Origin of the sequence: Allobosea sp., assembly GCF_036675845.1 — a bacterium.
In the GTDB taxonomy this organism is placed as follows: Bacteria; Pseudomonadota; Alphaproteobacteria; order Rhizobiales; family Beijerinckiaceae; genus Allobosea.
Genome location: NZ_JAKFED010000150.1, coordinates 13,898 through 29,361, shown reverse-complemented (window position 1 = coordinate 29,361; position 15,464 = coordinate 13,898). Strand labels below are relative to the sequence as shown.

The 15,464-nt window shown below is 68.2% G+C and carries 16 protein-coding genes; 11 read left to right on the top strand and 5 right to left on the bottom strand.

The window, feature by feature from the left end; translation table 11 throughout:
- Window positions 1-12: 12 nt before the first annotated feature.
- On the top strand, window positions 13-3,204 hold the full coding sequence (locus tag V6M56_RS16840; RefSeq protein WP_332685310.1) for an efflux RND transporter permease subunit: 3,192 nt from the start codon (window positions 13-15) through the stop codon (window positions 3,202-3,204).
- Between the two features lie 111 nt (window positions 3,205-3,315).
- On the opposite strand, the gene V6M56_RS16835 is transcribed toward V6M56_RS16840, so the two are convergent.
- Window positions 3,316-3,906: a hypothetical protein gene (locus tag V6M56_RS16835; protein ID WP_332685309.1), complete on the bottom strand. Its 591-nt coding sequence runs from the start codon at window positions 3,904-3,906 to the stop codon at window positions 3,316-3,318.
- 265 nt (window positions 3,907-4,171) lie between these two features.
- Here V6M56_RS16835 and V6M56_RS16830 point away from each other — a divergent pair, with 265 nt between their 5' ends.
- The 3 genes from V6M56_RS16830 to V6M56_RS16820 all read left to right on the top strand — a co-directional run bounded on the left by V6M56_RS16830 (window position 4,172) and on the right by V6M56_RS16820 (window position 6,916).
- Complete coding sequence (locus tag V6M56_RS16830; protein WP_332685308.1) at window positions 4,172-5,647, top strand: cryptochrome/photolyase family protein; 1,476 nt, start codon at window positions 4,172-4,174, stop codon at window positions 5,645-5,647.
- On the top strand, window positions 5,640-6,479 hold the full coding sequence (gene aac(3), locus V6M56_RS16825) for an aminoglycoside 3-N-acetyltransferase (protein WP_332685307.1): 840 nt from the start codon (window positions 5,640-5,642) through the stop codon (window positions 6,477-6,479). Before V6M56_RS16830 ends, aac(3) begins: the two co-directional genes overlap by 8 nt.
- An 80-nt stretch (window positions 6,480-6,559) precedes the next feature.
- On the top strand, window positions 6,560-6,916 hold the full coding sequence (locus tag V6M56_RS16820; RefSeq protein WP_332685306.1) for a DUF1428 domain-containing protein: 357 nt from the start codon (window positions 6,560-6,562) through the stop codon (window positions 6,914-6,916).
- Between the two features lie 154 nt (window positions 6,917-7,070).
- Here V6M56_RS16820 and V6M56_RS16815 read toward each other — a convergent pair whose 3' ends face one another.
- Window positions 7,071-7,865, bottom strand: a complete 795-nt coding sequence (locus V6M56_RS16815) for an SDR family NAD(P)-dependent oxidoreductase (protein ID WP_332685305.1) — start codon at window positions 7,863-7,865, stop codon at window positions 7,071-7,073.
- A 160-nt stretch (window positions 7,866-8,025) separates the two neighbouring features.
- On the opposite strand from V6M56_RS16815, the gene V6M56_RS16810 reads away from it, so the two are divergent.
- Window positions 8,026-8,742 carry an alanyl-tRNA editing protein gene (locus tag V6M56_RS16810; RefSeq protein ID WP_332685304.1) on the top strand — a complete coding sequence of 239 codons (717 nt, stop codon included), beginning with the start codon at window positions 8,026-8,028 and terminating at the stop codon, window positions 8,740-8,742.
- A 50-nt stretch (window positions 8,743-8,792) separates the two neighbouring features.
- The gene (gene sseA / locus V6M56_RS16805; protein ID WP_332685303.1) at window positions 8,793-9,647 is read left to right on the top strand and encodes a 3-mercaptopyruvate sulfurtransferase; all 855 of its coding nucleotides are present in this window, start codon (window positions 8,793-8,795) and stop codon (window positions 9,645-9,647) included.
- A gap of 125 nt (window positions 9,648-9,772) precedes the next feature.
- Here the strand turns inward: sseA and V6M56_RS16800 are convergent, their stop codons facing one another.
- Window positions 9,773-10,696: a glutaminase gene (locus tag V6M56_RS16800; protein WP_332685302.1), complete on the bottom strand. Its 924-nt coding sequence runs from the start codon at window positions 10,694-10,696 to the stop codon at window positions 9,773-9,775.
- 161 nt (window positions 10,697-10,857) lie between these two features.
- Between V6M56_RS16800 and V6M56_RS16795 the strand changes: the two genes are divergently transcribed.
- Both V6M56_RS16795 and V6M56_RS16790 read left to right on the top strand, forming a co-directional pair.
- On the top strand, window positions 10,858-11,037 hold the full coding sequence (locus tag V6M56_RS16795; protein ID WP_332685301.1) for a hypothetical protein: 180 nt from the start codon (window positions 10,858-10,860) through the stop codon (window positions 11,035-11,037).
- A gap of 2 nt (window positions 11,038-11,039) precedes the next feature.
- The gene (locus V6M56_RS16790; RefSeq protein ID WP_332685300.1) at window positions 11,040-11,606 is read left to right on the top strand and encodes a peptidase; all 567 of its coding nucleotides are present in this window, start codon (window positions 11,040-11,042) and stop codon (window positions 11,604-11,606) included.
- Here V6M56_RS16790 and V6M56_RS16785 read toward each other — a convergent pair.
- Window positions 11,603-12,277 carry an ankyrin repeat domain-containing protein gene (locus V6M56_RS16785; protein WP_332685299.1) on the bottom strand — a complete coding sequence of 225 codons (675 nt, stop codon included), beginning with the start codon at window positions 12,275-12,277 and terminating at the stop codon, window positions 11,603-11,605. The two genes, V6M56_RS16790 and V6M56_RS16785, sit on opposite strands and share 4 nt — an antisense overlap.
- Window positions 12,278-12,556: 279 nt before the next feature.
- The gene (locus tag V6M56_RS16780; protein ID WP_332685298.1) at window positions 12,557-12,763 is read right to left on the bottom strand and encodes a TOBE domain-containing protein; all 207 of its coding nucleotides are present in this window, start codon (window positions 12,761-12,763) and stop codon (window positions 12,557-12,559) included.
- 109 nt (window positions 12,764-12,872) lie between these two features.
- Between V6M56_RS16780 and modA the strand changes: the two genes are divergently transcribed.
- From modA to modC, 3 genes are read left to right on the top strand one after another with little or no spacing between them, the layout of a single operon-like run.
- Window positions 12,873-13,679, top strand: a complete 807-nt coding sequence (gene modA / locus V6M56_RS16775) for a molybdate ABC transporter substrate-binding protein (protein WP_332685297.1) — start codon at window positions 12,873-12,875, stop codon at window positions 13,677-13,679.
- Window positions 13,676-14,374: a molybdate ABC transporter permease subunit gene (gene modB / locus V6M56_RS16770; RefSeq protein ID WP_332685296.1), complete on the top strand. Its 699-nt coding sequence runs from the start codon at window positions 13,676-13,678 to the stop codon at window positions 14,372-14,374. The genes modA and modB overlap by 4 nt, the downstream gene beginning before the upstream one ends.
- The gene (gene modC, locus V6M56_RS16765; protein WP_332685295.1) at window positions 14,371-15,459 is read left to right on the top strand and encodes a molybdenum ABC transporter ATP-binding protein; all 1,089 of its coding nucleotides are present in this window, start codon (window positions 14,371-14,373) and stop codon (window positions 15,457-15,459) included. Before modB ends, modC begins: the two co-directional genes overlap by 4 nt.
- Window positions 15,460-15,464 lie beyond the last annotated feature (5 nt).

Here is a 15,464-nt window from a genome sequence, read left to right as displayed (position 1 = left end):
CAGGATCCGAACATGTTCCGCTTCGCCCATTTCTTCATCGACCGGCCGATCTTTGCGACCGTTCTCTCGGTCCTGCTGACGATCGCCGGCGCCATCGCCCAGCGTAATCTGCCGATCGCCGAATATCCCGAGATCGCCCCGCCGACCGTCACGATCACCGCGACCTATCCGGGCGCCTCGGCCGAGGTCGTCGCCTCGACCGTCGCGGCGCCGATCGAGCAGGAGGTCAACGGCGTCGACGACATGCTCTATATCCAGTCGCAGTCGACCGGCGACGGACGGGTGACGATCAACGTCGTCTTCAAGGGCGGCACCGATGTCGACCAGGCCCAGGTGCTGGTGCAGAACCGCGTCTCGGCGGCCGAGCCGCGCCTGCCGCTGGAAGTGCGCACGCTCGGCCTGCAGGTCCGCAAGGCCTCGCCCGACTTCCTGATGGTCATCCACATGCTGTCGCCCGACGGCTCGCGCGACCAGCAATACGTCTCGAACTACACGACGCTCAACGTGAAGGACGTGCTGACCCGCGTCGATGGCGTCGGCGACGTCCAGGTCTTCGGCGCGCGCGATTATGCGATGCGGGTCTGGCTCGATCCGGCCAAGGTCGCGGCGCGCAACCTGACCGCCGGCGATGTCGTCGCCGCGATCCGCGCCGCCAACATCCAGGTCGCGGCGGGCGCGATCAACCAGCCGCCGGCGGCGTCGGACGGCGCCTTCCAGCTTTCGGTCAACACGCTCGGACGCCTCACCACCACCGAGGAATTCTACAACATCGTCGTCCGCTCGGACGCCGATGGCGGCACGATCCGCGTTCGCGACATTGCCCGCGTCGAGCTCGGCGCGCAGGACTACCTGTCAAACTCCTATCTCGACAACCGGGAAGCGGTCGCGATCGGCGTCTTCCAGCGTCCCGGCTCGAACGCGCTGGCGGCCTCCGACGCGCTCATCAAGACGATGGAGACGCTGTCGAAGGACTTCCCGGCCGGGGTCGAGTACCGCATCGTCTACAACCCGACGGAGTTCATCGCGGAATCGGTCTCCGCCGTGGTCACGACGCTGCTCGAGGCGATCGTGCTCGTCGTCATCGTCGTGATCCTGTTCCTGCAGACCTGGCGCGCCGCGATCATCCCGATCATCGCGATCCCGGTTTCGCTGGTCGGCACCTTCCTGGTGATGAGCGCGGTCGGCATCTCCTTCAACACGATCTCGCTGCTGGCGCTGGTGCTCGCCATCGGCATCGTCGTCGACGACGCCATCGTCGTGGTCGAGAACGTCGAACGCTATCTGGCGCAAGGCATGAGCGCCAAGGACGCCGCGCACAAGACGATGGACGAAGTCGGCGGCGCGTTGCTCGCGATCGCGCTCGTGCTCTGCGCCGTGTTCATCCCCACCGCCTTCATCACCGGCCTGCAAGGCACGTTCTACCAGCAGTTCGCGGTGACGATCGCAGCTTCGACGGCGATCTCGTGCTTCGTCTCGCTGACCTTGTCGCCGGCGCTGTCGGCGATCCTGCTGAAGCCGCACAGCCATGAGGAGCCGAGGGGCTTCTTCGCCAAGCTCGGCGCGCCGCTGCGCTGGTTCTTCAAGTATTTCAACAAGGGCTTCGACTGGCTGTCACGCGCCTACGGCGCGGCGACCTCGCGGCTGATTCGCGTCGGCGTCCTGATGCTGCTGGTCTATGCCGCCCTGATCGCGGTCGCCGGCCAGCGCCTCGCCGCGATTCCGACCGGCCTGGTGCCGCAGCTCGACCGCGGCTACTTTATCGCCGTCTTCCAACTGCCTCCGGGCTCGTCGCTGCCGCGAACCGACGAGGTCATCCGCAAGGCGACCGACATGCTGCTGTCGCGGCCCGGCATCGACCATGTCGTCGCCTTCGCCGGCCTCGACGGCGCGACCTTCACGCTCGCGCCCAATGCCGGCGTCGCCTTCGTCACGCTCTCCGACTTCAGGAAGCGGGCCGAGGCCGGGCTCACCACCCAGAGCATCCTTGCCGACCTGCGCACCCAGCTGTCCCAGATCGGCGAGGCCTTCGCCCTGGTGGTCGAGCCTCCCGCCGTTCCCGGCATCGGCACCGGCGGCGGTCTCAAGGGCTATGTCCAGGATCGCGGCGGGCGCGGCCTGCCGGCGCTCGAGGCGGCGACCTGGGCCGTGGCCGGAACGGCCGGCCAGGTTCCGGGCATCCAGCAGCCCTTCACCCTGTTCTCGACCAAGACCCCGCAGATCTATGCCGATATCGACCGGACCAAGGCCGAAATGCTCGGCGTGCCCGTGACCCGCGTCTTCGAAACCCTGTCGGTCAACATGGGATCGGCCTATATCAACGACTTCAATATCCTCGGCCGCACCTTCCGGGTGACGGCGCAGGCTGACAACCCCTTCCGGCTCAACGTCCGCGACGTCGCCGCCTTGAAGACGCGCAATGCCGATGGCGAGATGGTGCCGATCGGCTCGGTCGCGACCTTCTCCGACACGACCGGCGCCTATCGCGTGCCGCGCTACAATCTCTATCCGGCAGCGGAGGTGCAGCTTTCGATGGCGCGCGGCTACTCGACCGGCCAGGGCATCGCGGCGGTCGAAAAGATCGCGAGCCAGGTTTTGCCGGCCGGATTCGGTTTCGAATGGACCGAGATCGCGCTGCAGGAGAAGCTTGCCGGCAACACCGCGATCATCGCCTTTGGCCTCGCCGTCATCTTCGTCTTCCTGCTGCTGGCGGCGCTGTACGAGAGCTGGACCTTGCCGCTCGCCGTCATCCTGATCGTGCCGATGTGTATCCTCGCGGCGATGGTCGGCGTTGGCTACCAGGGCTTCGATCGCAACGTGCTGGTCGATATCGGCCTCGTCGTGCTCGTCGGCCTCGCTGCGAAGAACGCGATCCTGATCGTCGAGTTCGCCAAGCAGGCCGAGGACGAGGGCATGAGCCGGCGCGAGGCCGCGATCGCCGCGGCCAAGACCCGGCTGCGACCGATCCTGATGACCTCGCTCGCCTTCATCCTCGGCGTGCTGCCCTTGACGATCTCGGTCGGCGCTGGCGCGGAGATGCGCCAGGTGCTCGGCGTCGCGGTGTTCTCCGGCATGATCGGCGTCACCCTGTTCGGCCTGCTGTTCACGCCGGTGTTCTACGTCGTCGTGCGCTGGCTCGCCTCGCTCGGCAGCAGGAACAAGAAAAAGGCCGCTACGGCCGAGCCGGCCACGCCGCAGGCACATTGATGCGGCCGCCGCCGCCATCCTTCGACAGGATGGCGGCGGCGCTGCCGGTCTATCTCTTTGTTATAGCATCGGATTCAACCGAAAACCGCTTCCGCTTTTCGATCCGCTTCCCTAGTTCTGCAGGATCTTCGAGCCCTTGATGGTCACGTCCGAGGTTGCGGTGGCCTGAAGCTTCCCGCTCGCCCTGATCTTGATGTCCTTGCCCGAAAGATCGACCGAACCGTCCTTCTTCAGGTTGAGCGAGGCCGAGCCTGAATCGAGCAGCATGCCGTCGGCGGCTTCGACGGAGAGCGCCCTGCCGCTGGCGATGGCGAAATCCTTGCTGCTGTCGATATCGATGCTGACCGCGGCGGCGACCTCGAAGGCCCGCGTCGTTAGGCTGATCTGGCGATTGGCATTGAGGTTGAGCGCCGTCGCCGCGACGATGCCGACACCGGTGCCGGCGGCGAGCCTGATGCCGGCGCCGGATTGCAGCGTGTAGGCGCTGGCGACACTGGCCCTGAAATTGCTGGCTACGGTCAGGACCAGCTCCGCGCCGGTGCTGATCGTGCAACTGCCGCCGGCCATGATGCTGATGCCATTGGGCGCGGTGATCGCCACCGAACCGCTGCGGCCGACATTGATCACCTGCAGCAGGGTCGCGAGTTGCTGCTCGAGCGCGGCCACACGGCGTGTCAGCGCCTCCACTTCCTGCGTCGCCATGAGACCGCCTCCCCTGGAGAACGCGTCGATCGGATTGCAGCGCAATCTGATCGGATCACACGTTCTCTATCCATCGTTTAGAGGCGGATTCGCCGACCGGGTTGATGCGACCCGATAGGACCCGGCTCTAGAGACCCGTTCTCGACCCGAAGCCGGCGCGAGTGTATCACGGTCCGCACCGGCGGCAGCATGCGATTACCTTGCGGCATGCTGAACCGCTTTCGCGACGAGCGGACCCGATATCCGCGCAAGGGAGCAGCCGCACGTGACGGAAACCCCGGCTCTCGTCTGGTTCCGCGAGGATCTGCGCCTCTCCGACAACCCCGCGCTCTCCGCCGTGCTCGAACACGGGCCGAGCCTCTGCCTCTACATCCTCGACGATTCCCCGGCGCGCCGGCCGCTCGGCGGCGCCGCGCGCTGGTGGCTGTCGCGGTCGCTTGCAGCGCTCTCGGCCGCGATCGCCGCCAGGGGTGGCGAACTCCTCGTAATGCGCGGCGACCCGGCCGAGATCCTGCCACGGATCGTCCGTGACGCCGGCATCGGCTTCGTCGCCTGGAACCGCCGTTACGAGGCCAGCGCCATCGCGCTCGACAAAGCCCTGAAGGCCGGTCTCTCCGCAGCCGGGGTTGCCGTCGAGAGCTTCAACGCCGCGCTCCTCAACGAGCCCTGGCAGGTCACGACCAGGGCAGGCCGCCCGATGCAGGTATTCACGCCCTATTGGCGCGCAGCCCGCGAGCGTGGCGCGCCATCCGCCCCCCTGCCGGCAACGACGACCATTCACAAGGCGACACCGCCGGAGGGCTTGCGACGCGCGGCGCTGACTGTCGCTGAACTCGGCCTTGAGCCGAGCCAGCCCGATTGGGCCGGCGGCCTGCGCGAAAGCTGGACGCCCGGCGAGGATGGCGCCTGGACCCGCCTTGCCGATTTTCTCGACGGAGGACTGCAGGGCTATCGCGCCGAACGCGATCGGCCGGACAGGCTGGCCACGTCGCGGCTCTCCCCGCATCTGCGCTTCGGCGAGATCGGCCCGCGGCAGATCTGGCACGCCACCCGCATGGCTCTGGAAGCCGGCAAGACAGACGGGAGCGCCGCCGACGCCGAGAAATTCCTGTCGGAGATCGGCTGGCGCGAATTCTCCTATCACCTGCTGTTCCACAACCCCGAGCTGGCAACGCGGAACTTCAACGCCCGGTTCGACGCGTTCGCCTGGGTGAACGACGAATCCGGGCTCGCCGCCTGGCGCAGGGGACTGACTGGTTATCCGCTGGTCGACGCCGGCATGCGCGAGCTCTGGACAACCGGCTGGATGCACAATCGCGTGCGCATGGTCGCGGCCTCCTTCCTGATCAAGCATCTGCTGACCGACTGGCGCCAGGGCGAAGCCTGGTTCTGGGATACGCTGGTCGATGCCGACCCAGCCAACAACGCCGCGAGCTGGCAATGGGTCGCCGGCTCGGGCGCCGACGCGGCACCCTATTTCCGCATTTTCAACCCGGTGACCCAGGGCGAGAAATTCGACCCCGAAGGCGCCTATGTCAGGCGCTTCGTCCCTGAGTTGGCTCAGCTCGACCCGAAGTTCATCCACCAACCCTGGACTGCGCCGCAAGCTGTTCTGGAGAAAGCCGGAGTTGCGCTTGGGGAAGATTATCCGCGACCGATCGTGGATCTCGATTTCGGCCGCCGGCGCGCACTCGCGGCCCTGGCCGCGCTCAAGACGGAGGAGCAACTGGAACATGGATGACGAGCAGACCGCGCCGGCTCCCGCCTTCCTGACCCGCGCGGCGCTGCGCCGCGATCTTGTGGCGCTGGGGCTCGCGGCCGGCGATGCCGTCATGGTCCATGCCGCGCTGAGCCGCATCGGGCGCCTGCTGAACGGGCCGGATGCGCCGATCGGCGCGCTGCGCGATGTCGTCGGGCCGGAGGGGACGCTGCTCGCCTATGCCGATTGGGATGCCCGCTATGACGAGTTGCTCGACGCTGGAGGCCGCGTCCCCGCGGAATGGCGCGAGCACATCCCGCCCTTCGATCCCCTCGCCTCGCGCGCCATCCGCGACAACGGCGCCCTGCCGGAGTTCCTGCGAACGACGCCGGGCGCGCTGCGCAGCGGCAATCCCGGCGCCTCTGTCGCCGCGATCGGCGCGAAGGCCGGCTGGTTCACCGGCGGGCACCCGCTCGACTACGGCTATGGCGAAGGCTCGCCGCTGGCGAAGCTGGTCGAGGCGGGCGGCAAGGTGCTGATGCTCGGCGCGCCGCTCGACACCATGACGCTGCTGCACCATGCCGAGCATCTGGCGCGCATTCCGGGCAAGCGGCTGCGGCGCTACGAGGTCCCCTTCGCGACGCCGGCAGGGATCGTCTGGCGCATGATCGAGGAGTTCGAGACCGGCGATCCGGTCGTCGGAGGGCTGGCGGAGGACTATTTCGCCAGCATCGTCGGCGCGTTCCTTGCCACCGGCCAGGGCCGCGAAGGCAAGGTCGGCGCGGCGCGCTGCGTCCTGGTCGAGGCGGCGGCGATCGTCGCCTTCGCCGTCAGATGGCTCGAGGAGCGTTTCGACGGCTCGCCACGCTCCTGAACGAAATTGACTGCACCATGTTGTCGGATCGGGCCATGGCCGTTCGTCCTATGGCCGTTCACGGGAAACAGGAGAGGCAGATGCCCTATTATGTCGACGGTTTCGTGCTCGCGGTTCCGAAGGACAAGCTCGACGCCTACAAGAAGATGGCCACGCTCGCCGGCGACATCTGGATGGAATATGGCGCGCTGACCTATGTCGAAGCCATCGCCGAGGATGTGCCCTATGGCGAGATGACCTCGTTCCCGCGCGCCGTCCAGGCCAAGGAGGACGAGATCGTCGTCTTCTCCTGGATCACCTATGAATCGCGTGCCAAGCGCGACGAAGTCATGGCGAAGGTGATGGCCGACACACGCCTGAAGCCCGACATGGAGAACATGCCCTTCGACGGCAAGCGCATGATCTTCGGCGGCTTCACGACGGTCGTGGAGCGCTGAGGCGCCGATCCGGAGCGGATTTCGACCTGGCTGGATCGGCACCCGTCATTGCGAGGAGCGAAGCGACGAAGCAAACCAGGGGCGGCAGAGCCCCTACGTCCCTGGATTGCTTCGCTTTTCTCGCAATGACGGTTCAGTCGCTCCTAAAATCGCTCTAACGCCGGCTCCCCCGCCCGCCGGTCAATTTGGCGACCGCCCGGAAATAGAGCGGATAAGGCAGGAGCCGGATCAGCCTCATCGCCCAGGCCAGACGGCGGGGGAAGACGATCTCGAATCCGCCGCGGGCAAGGCCGTCGACGATGCGCACCGCCGCCGCCTCGTTCGTCATCAGGAACGGCATCGGGAAGCCGTTGCGCCGTGTCATCGGCGTATCGACGAAGCCGGGATTGACCAGTTGCAGGCGGATGCCGAGCCGGTCGCAGTCGAATTTCAGGCTCTCGCAGAGATGGATCGCCGCCGCCTTGGAGGCGCCATAGGCGCCGGCGCCGGGCAGGCCGCCATAGCCGACGAGCGAGGCGTTGACGGCGATCTGGCCCTTGCCGCGCGCGCCCATGCGCTCGACCACCGCCGCAAGGCCGCGGACCAGCCCTAACAGGTTGACGGCGAAGATTTCTTCGAAGGCTCCGGCATCGAGCCCGCCGGGTCGATGTCCCTGGGCGATGCCGGCATTCAGGAAGGCCAGCGCGACCGGGCCATGCACGCTCTCGATGCCCTCGACCACGGCGCGCATCGCAGCCGGATCGGTGACGTCGCCGGCATGGGCGACGATCCGCCCCGGCAGGCCGGCTCCGCGCAGCGCGACCGCCTCGAGCAGGTCGAGCCGCCGCGCCGTGATCGCGACCGTCCAGCCGCGCCGGGCCAGTTCGAGCGCCACCGCCTCGCCGATCCCGGAACTCGCACCGGTGATCCAGGCGACGCCGTCCTGCGGCTGCATGCGCAGCATGGTCATCGACAGGTCTCCATGCACGACGGCCGACCGTCCAGCCCCGCAACCTAGAGAGCGCACCCGCGAGGCGGAAGCCCTGCGCCTGCGGAGGCCGGCACCAGCGCACGCATCTTTGCGGCAGCGGCTTCGCCTGCGATAAGCTGACGATCCGAAGGAGACGTCCATGCCGACCGAACTGCTGTTCCGCGCCGACGCCTATCAGAACGAGACGCCGGCGATCGTGCTCGCCGTCAACGAGCGCGGCGGCATCGAGCTCGACAGGACCGTGTTCTACGCCACGGGCGGTGGCCAGCCGGGCGATGCCGGCGCTCTGGTCAGGGCCGATGGCGGCGAGATCGCGATCGGCACCGCGATCTACGACCCCGACGACAAGAGCCGCATCCTGCATGTCCCGCTGGAAGGCCAGGCGGCGCCTTCCGTCGGCGACAAGGTCACCGCCCGGCTCGACTGGCAGCGGCGGCTTAGGCGCATGCGGATCCATACCGCCCTGCACCTGCTCAGCGTCGTGCTGCCCTACCCCGTCACCGGCGGCGCCATCGGCGAGGGCGACGGCCGGCTCGACTTCGACATCCCCGAAGGCGGGCTCGACAAGGCCGAGATCGACGAGAAGCTGAATGCGCTGATCGGCCGCAACGCCGCCGTTACCGAAAGCTGGATCACCGATGAGGAGCTCGACGCCAATCCCGGCCTGGTCAAGACCATGTCGGTGAAGCCGCCGCGCGGCTCCGGCCGGGTCCGCCTGGTCAGGATCGCGGAGATCGACCTCCAGCCCTGCGGCGGCACGCATGTCCGCAACACCTCGGAGATCGGCCAGGTCGCGGTCACCAATATCGAGAAAAAGGGCAAGCAGAACCGGCGCGTGCGCATCGCGCTCACCTGAACTTCCCGCTCCAGGCCACTGAAAACAGAATCAAATCGAGGTACCGGCCAATGGCCAGCAACGATGTCTTCGTCTCCACGCAATGGCTGGCCGAGCGGCTCGACGCACCCGATATCGTCGTCGTCGACGGCTCCTGGTACCTGCCGGCCCAGGCCCGCGATCCGGCGGCGGAATACGCCGAGCGCCGCATCCCGGGGGCGGTCCGCTTCGACCTCGACGCGGTCAAGGACACGGCTTCGCCGCTGCCGCACATGCTGCCGCGACCCGAGGCCTTCGCCGCCGCGGTCGGCGCGATGGGCATCGGCGACGGCATGCGCATCGTCGTCTATGACGGGCTCGGCCTGTTCTCGGCGCCGCGCGTGCGCTGGACCTTCCGCACCTTCGGCGCCCGCGACGTGGTGATCCTCGAAGGCGGCATGCCGCAATGGCTGGCCGAGGGGCGCCCGCTGGAGGAAGGCGCGCCCCGCGCCCGCCAGCCGCGCAGCTTCACGGCCAGGCTCGACCATTCCGCCGTCGCCGACATGGGCGACGTGGCGAAGGCGCTCGAGACCGGCGCGGCCCAGATCGTCGACGCCCGGCCCGGCGACCGCTTCCGCGGCGAGGTGCCGGAGCCCCGCCCCGGCCTCCGCTCGGGCCATATGCCGGGCGCGCTCAGCCTGCCCTCCTCGGCGCTCGTGGCGGATGGCCGCCTGAAGGATGCCGACGCCATCGCCGCGGCCTTCCGCGACGCCGGGGTCGACCTCGACAAGCCGATGGTGACGAGCTGCGGGTCGGGCGTATCGGCGGCGATCCTCTCGGCGGCGCTGGAGACGATCGGCAAGCCGGCACGGGCGATCTATGACGGCTCATGGGCCGAATGGGGCGCCAGCGACAAGCCCGTCGCGACGGGACCGGCAAAGGGCTGAAGCCGCCGTCAGCCTTGGCGCCCGCGTCGACGCCGAATTCTCGCAGAACGCCCAGCCCTACGCCGGAGCTGCAACCCTCGGGGTCAGCTTCTGACGGAGGCGGGCGCGCGGGCGGCCGCGTCGCTTCAGAACACCGACCAGCCGGTCTTCTCCACCAGCCGCTCCAGCGCCAGCGCACCGACCAGCGAGGTGCCGGCGGCATTGAGGCCGGGCGACCAGACGGCGATGGCGGCCCGCCGCGGCGCGATGGCGAGGATGCCGCCTCCGACGCCGCTCTTGCCCGGCAGCCCGACCTTGAAGGCGAATTCGCCGGAAGCATCGTAATGGCCGCAGGTCATCATCAGCGCCTTGACCCGGCGGGCCCGGGCGGGGCGGCAGATCGCTTCACCGCTCAGCGGATCGGTGCCATCGCCCGCCAGGAACAGGCCGGCGCGGGCAAGCTGGATGCAGCTCAGCCGCAGTGAGCACTGATGGAAATAGACGTCGAGCACCTCCTCGACCGGATTCTGCAGATTGCCGAAGGCACGGATGAAATTGGCGAGGCTGGCATTGCGGAAGCCGGTCTGCGCCTCCGAGCGCGCCACCTCCTCGTCGATCGCGACGCTGTCGTCGCCGGCACACTCGCGCAAGAAGCCGAGGATCTGCGCGATCGCCTCGCGCGGCCTGCGGCCGGCGAGCAGCGCGTCGGTGACGACGAGGGCTCCGGCATTGATGAAGGGGTTGCGCGGCACGCCGCGTTCCTGCTCGAGCTGCACGATCGAATTGAAGGCCGAGCCCGAGGGCTCGCGCCCGACATGCTGCCAGAGCCGCGCGCCCACCCGCTCCAAGGCCAGGGTCAGGGTGAAGACCTTGGAGATGCTCTGGATCGAGAACGGCAGCGCTGCATCGCCGGCCGAGGCCTGCTCGCCGTCGCAGGTGATAACGGCGATGCCGAAGCGCCTGGGGTCGACCTGCGACAGAGCCGGGATGTAGTCGGCGACGCGGCCGGCGCCGACATGGCCCGCGACATCGGCATGGACGGCGGCGACGATCTCCGAAAGATCCTGCATCCGTCCGCAACTCCAGCCGCCAGCCCGTGCGGACCCTCTCGGCGGCAACTTCGCATCCCGCCCGCCGCCCGGCAATCGCCGGGTCGCTTTTCCGTCCGCGCCGCCGCCCTTGGCAAGGCCGCCTGCCCTGCGCCATGGTGGCGGGGCTGCGGAGGCGGACGATGACCTATTGCCTTGGAATCCTGCTTCCCACCGGGCTGATCCTCGCCTCCGATACCCGCTCCAGCGCCGGTGTCGACCAGATCGCCGTGGTCGAGAAGCTCGCCTTGTTCGAGGCGCCGGGCGAGCGCGTCATCGCCATCCTCTCGGCCGGGAACTGGCGACCACGCAGGCCGTCGTAACGATGATCCGGCAATATGCGAGGCACAAGCAGGAGAGCACTGGCAGCCTGGAGAATCGCGACATCCTCGCGGCGCGCACCATGTTCGACGTGGCGCAGATCGTCGGGAACACGCTGCGCGAGGTGCTGCGCCTCAACCGCAGCTTCGTCGAGCCCTATGGCGACCCCAATGGCAACTTCCTCGTCGCCGGCCAGATCGCCGGCGAGCCGCACCGGCTGTTCCAGGTCTATTCGGCCGGAAACTTCATCGAGGCGCTCGGCCGCACGCATTTCCTCCAGCTCGGCGAGACCAAATACGGCAAGCCGATCCTCGACCGGGCCCTGAGCCCGGCGAGCGGGCTCGACGAAGCGGCCAAGCTCGCCTTGCTCTCCTTCGACGCGACCATGCGCAGCAATCTCTCGGTGGCGCCGCCGATCGACCTGCTGCGCTACGAGACCGGCAGCTTCTCGGCGCGCACGCTCGCCAAATACGACAGCAACCACCCCTACTGGAGCGACCTGCGCCAGCGCTACAGCGATGGGCTGACGGCACTGGTCGCCGGCCTGCCCGAGCCGCAGTTTTCGAGCTAGCGGACCTCCAGCAGCATGACCATCGCCGCATAGCCGCGGCGGCGGGCATGTTCGAGCGGCGTCGTGCCATCGCGGTCGGCGAGGTCGCGACGGGCACCGGCGGCGACCAGCGCCCGCACCGTCTCGACATGGCGCGGGCCGCCATCGCCGAGGATCACGGCCTCGATCAGCGCCGTCCAGCCGAGATTGTTGACGTGATCGAGCGGCGCGCCGGCCGCGATCAGCGCCTTGACGACATCGTCATGGCCGAGATGGGCGGCGGCGATCAGTGCCGTACCGTCATAGGGGCTGGTGACGGCGCGCGCATCGCCGCCGATCGCGAGCGCGGTGCGCATGGTCTCGACGTCGTCCTTGACGGCCGCGATGGTGATCGCATCGTAGCGCTGGCCGTCAAGGGCGCGCGGATCGGCTCCCGCCTCGACCAGCGCGCGCATGATCTCGCGCCGGCCGGCATGGGTCGCGACATGCAACGGCGTGCGACCGCGGCCGTCGCGGAGATCGAGCCCGCTCTTTTGTGCCAGCGCTCGCTCCAGGGCCGCCATGTCACCGTGATGGGCCGCGGCGTGCAGCCCGGTATAGGCCGCCGCCTCGGCCGGCGAAGGCGGCACCTGTGCCAGAGCCGCGCCCCCTGCCCCGGCCGCCGACGCGGCCAGCAGACAGCAGGCCGCCACGCCGAAAACCAAGCCCCGATGCCCGAACGCCATGTCGCCCTCGCCTTCCGCTATGCCCTGCCGACGCGGCAAGCAGCAGCCTGCTCAAAAAAAGGACAGCGACGCTGCCCTTTCCCTCTTGTCGGGCGCCCGCGGGCGCCCTATCTATTGTGCACCGCAGCAGAGATGCTGTGGCGCCCTCCTTGGGCGTTTCCTCCCTAGACTTCGGCCTGCGCCTCGGCGCGGGCCTTTTTCTTTGGCGAGGCTAGCCAGCCAGCCGCCGCGCCGCAATCGCCGCCCTCAATCGATGGCGATCATCACATCCGAGGCCTTGACCACGGCATAGGCCTTCTGGCCGACCGCCAGCTTGAGTTCGTCGACCGCCGCATTGGTGATCGCCGAGGTTACGATCGTGCCGTCGACATCGAGCCGGACATGAGCGGTCGTCGCGCCCTTGGTGATCTCGACGATGGTGCCTTCGAGCTGGTTGCGGGCGCTGATCTTCATGGTGTTCTCCTGCTGGAATGTGCGGCCTTGCGATCCGCGGACTCGACCTTTGAAACACGTCGCTATATTCAGTTGGATATAGCGAGATCAGCCGCAGCGAGGAACAGCAATGTCATTCCCCCGCCGTCAAGTCCTGGGTTTTGCAGCTTCCCTGCTGATCGGCCTCGCCGCTGCCACCAGCCAGGCGCAGGCCCAGTCGAAAGAACTGGTGATCTTCGCCGCGGCCAGCCTGAAGAACGCGCTCGACGAGGCGGCTGCGAACTGGGTCAAGGAAAGCGGCAAGCCGGCACCGAAGATCTCCTATGCCGCCAGCAGCGCGCTCGCGAAGCAGCTCGAACAGGGCGCTCCCGCCGACATGTTCCTCTCGGCCGATCTCGACTGGATGGACTATGCGGCCGGCAAGAAGCTGATCAAGCCCGAGACCCGCGTCAGCCTGCTCGCCAACCGGATCGCGCTGATCGCGCCCTCCGATTCGAAGGCAACCGTCACGCTCGCGCCCGGCGTCGACCTCGCTGCCACACTCGGCGCGGACCGTCTTGCCATGGCCAATGTGGAATCGGTTCCCGCCGGCAAATACGGCAAGGCGGCGCTGGAGAAGCTCGGCGCCTGGGACAAGGTCAAGGACAAGGTTGCGCAGGCCGACAATGTCCGCGCCGCGCTGCTGCTGGTCTCCCGCGGCGAAGCCCCGCTCGGCATCGTCTACACCACCGACGCGGCCGCCGACCCGAAGGTCAAGGTGATCGCGACCTTCCCCGAGGGCAGCCACCCGCCGATCGTCTACCCGGTCGCGGTGACGAAGGCTTCGGGTCATGCCGACGCCCTCGCCTTCCTGACCTACCTGCGCGGCAACGGCGCCAGAGCGAGCTTCGAGAAGCAGGGCTTCACGGTTCTGAACAAGCCCGCCAGCTCTTCGTGAGCGACTGGCTTTCTGCCGAGGAATGGACGGCGGTTCGGCTCAGCCTGCTCGTCGCCACCACCGCCATGCTGGCGAGCCTGCCTTTCGGGCTCGCCATCGCCTGGCTGCTGGCACGCGGACGCTTCTGGGGAAAGTCGCTGCTCGATGCGCTGGTCCACCTGCCGCTGATCCTGCCGCCCGTCGTCACCGGCTATCTCCTGCTGATCGGCTTCGGCCGGCGCGGCCCGATCGGTCAGTGGCTTTATGACTGGTTCGGCATCGTCCTCTCCTTCCGCTGGACCGGAGCGGCGCTGGCCTGCGCGGTGATGGGCTTTCCGCTGCTGGTGCGGGCGATCCGGCTCTCGATCGAGGCGGTCGACCGCAAGCTCGAGGATGCGGCCGGAACGCTTGGCGCAAATCCCTTCTGGGTCTTCCTGACGGTGACGTTGCCGCTCTGCCTGCCCGGCATCCTCGCCGGCATGATCCTGTGCTTCGCCAAGGCAATGGGCGAGTTCGGCGCCACCATCACCTTCGTCTCCAACATTCCCGGCGAGACGCAGACCCTGCCCTCGGCGATCTACACCTTCACCCAGGTGCCCGGCGGCGATGCCGGCGCCCTGCGACTGACGCTGATCTCGATCGCGATCTCGGTTTCGGCGCTGTTCTTCTCGGAAGCGCTGGCCCGGATCGTCGGCAAGCGGATCGCGATCGCATGAGCGCCATCGAGATTGCGGTCGAGCACCGGCTCGGCGCTTTCCGGCTCGAGGCCGATTTCGCCTCGGATGGCGGGCTGACGGCGCTGTTCGGCCGCTCCGGCTCCGGCAAGACCTCGCTGGTCAACATCGTCGCCGGGCTGATCCGGCCGCAGCGCGGCCGCGTCGTGATCGGCGGCCGGGTGCTGCTCGACAGCGAGCGCGGGATCTTCGTGCCGAAGCACAGGCGCCGCATCGGCTATGTCTTCCAGGAGGCGCGGCTGTTCCCGCATCTCACGGTCCGGCAGAACCTGCTCTATGGCCACTGGTTCGCGCCGAGGGCCGAGGCCGGCGGCAGCGATCTTGCCGGCGTGCTCGACCTGCTCGGCATCGGCCATCTGCTGCAGCGCCAGCCCGGCAGCCTTTCCGGCGGCGAAAAGCAGCGCGTCGCCATCGGCCGCGCCTTGCTCGCCAAGCCACGGCTGCTGCTGATGGACGAGCCGCTCGCCTCGCTCGACGAGGCGCGCAAGGCCGAGATCCTGCCCTATATCGAACGCCTGCGCGACGGTTTCGGCATCCCGATCGTCTATGTCTCGCATTCGGTCGCCGAGGTGGCGCGGCTGGCGACCGATCTGGTGGTGCTCGACCAGGGCAAGGTGACGGCGAGCGGCACGGCGATCGAGCTGATGTCGCGGCCGGACGTGCCGGGCCTGTCGGCCGCGCCGGAAGCCGGCTCGGTCCTCGACGCGCGCATCCTGCATCATGAGCCCGGCCATGGCCTGACCGTGCTGGAGACGCAGGCCGGCCCCTTGCAGGTGGCGCAGCGATCGCTGCCGGCCGGCAGCCGGCTGCGCGTGCGGGTTCTCGCCAGCGATGTGCTGATCAGCCTGAAGCCGCTCGAAGGCATCAGCGCGCTCAACGTGCTGAGCGGCACGGTCGCGGTGGTCGGCGCTCCGCACGACGACGGTTCGGCCCTGGAGATCGGCATCGATTGCAACGGCGCAAGGCTGCTGGCCCGGCTGACGACCAAATCGGCCGAGCATCTCGGTCTGAAGCCCGGCGACCGCGTCTTTGCGGTGATCAAGAGCGTCTCGATCGACGCCGCCTGAGGGGG

Coding starts and splice junctions, on each gene's coding strand:
- V6M56_RS16835 (WP_332685309.1), bottom strand. CDS start 3,906: ATGGCGACGCAGGAAGTGGAGGCGCTGACACGCCGTGTGGCCGCGCTC.
- sseA (WP_332685303.1), top strand. CDS start 8,793: ATGGCCAGCAACGATGTCTTCGTCTCCACGCAATGGCTGGCCGAGCGG.
- V6M56_RS16810 (WP_332685304.1), top strand. CDS start 8,026: ATGCCGACCGAACTGCTGTTCCGCGCCGACGCCTATCAGAACGAGACG.
- modC (WP_332685295.1), top strand. CDS start 14,371: ATGAGCGCCATCGAGATTGCGGTCGAGCACCGGCTCGGCGCTTTCCGG.
- modA (WP_332685297.1), top strand. CDS start 12,873: ATGTCATTCCCCCGCCGTCAAGTCCTGGGTTTTGCAGCTTCCCTGCTG.
- V6M56_RS16800 (WP_332685302.1), bottom strand. CDS start 10,696: ATGCAGGATCTTTCGGAGATCGTCGCCGCCGTCCATGCCGATGTCGCG.
- V6M56_RS16840 (WP_332685310.1), top strand. CDS start 13: ATGTTCCGCTTCGCCCATTTCTTCATCGACCGGCCGATCTTTGCGACC.
- V6M56_RS16820 (WP_332685306.1), top strand. CDS start 6,560: ATGCCCTATTATGTCGACGGTTTCGTGCTCGCGGTTCCGAAGGACAAG.
- V6M56_RS16780 (WP_332685298.1), bottom strand. CDS start 12,763: ATGAAGATCAGCGCCCGCAACCAGCTCGAAGGCACCATCGTCGAGATC.
- V6M56_RS16795 (WP_332685301.1), top strand. CDS start 10,858: ATGACCTATTGCCTTGGAATCCTGCTTCCCACCGGGCTGATCCTCGCC.
- V6M56_RS16790 (WP_332685300.1), top strand. CDS start 11,040: ATGATCCGGCAATATGCGAGGCACAAGCAGGAGAGCACTGGCAGCCTG.
- V6M56_RS16815 (WP_332685305.1), bottom strand. CDS start 7,865: ATGACCATGCTGCGCATGCAGCCGCAGGACGGCGTCGCCTGGATCACC.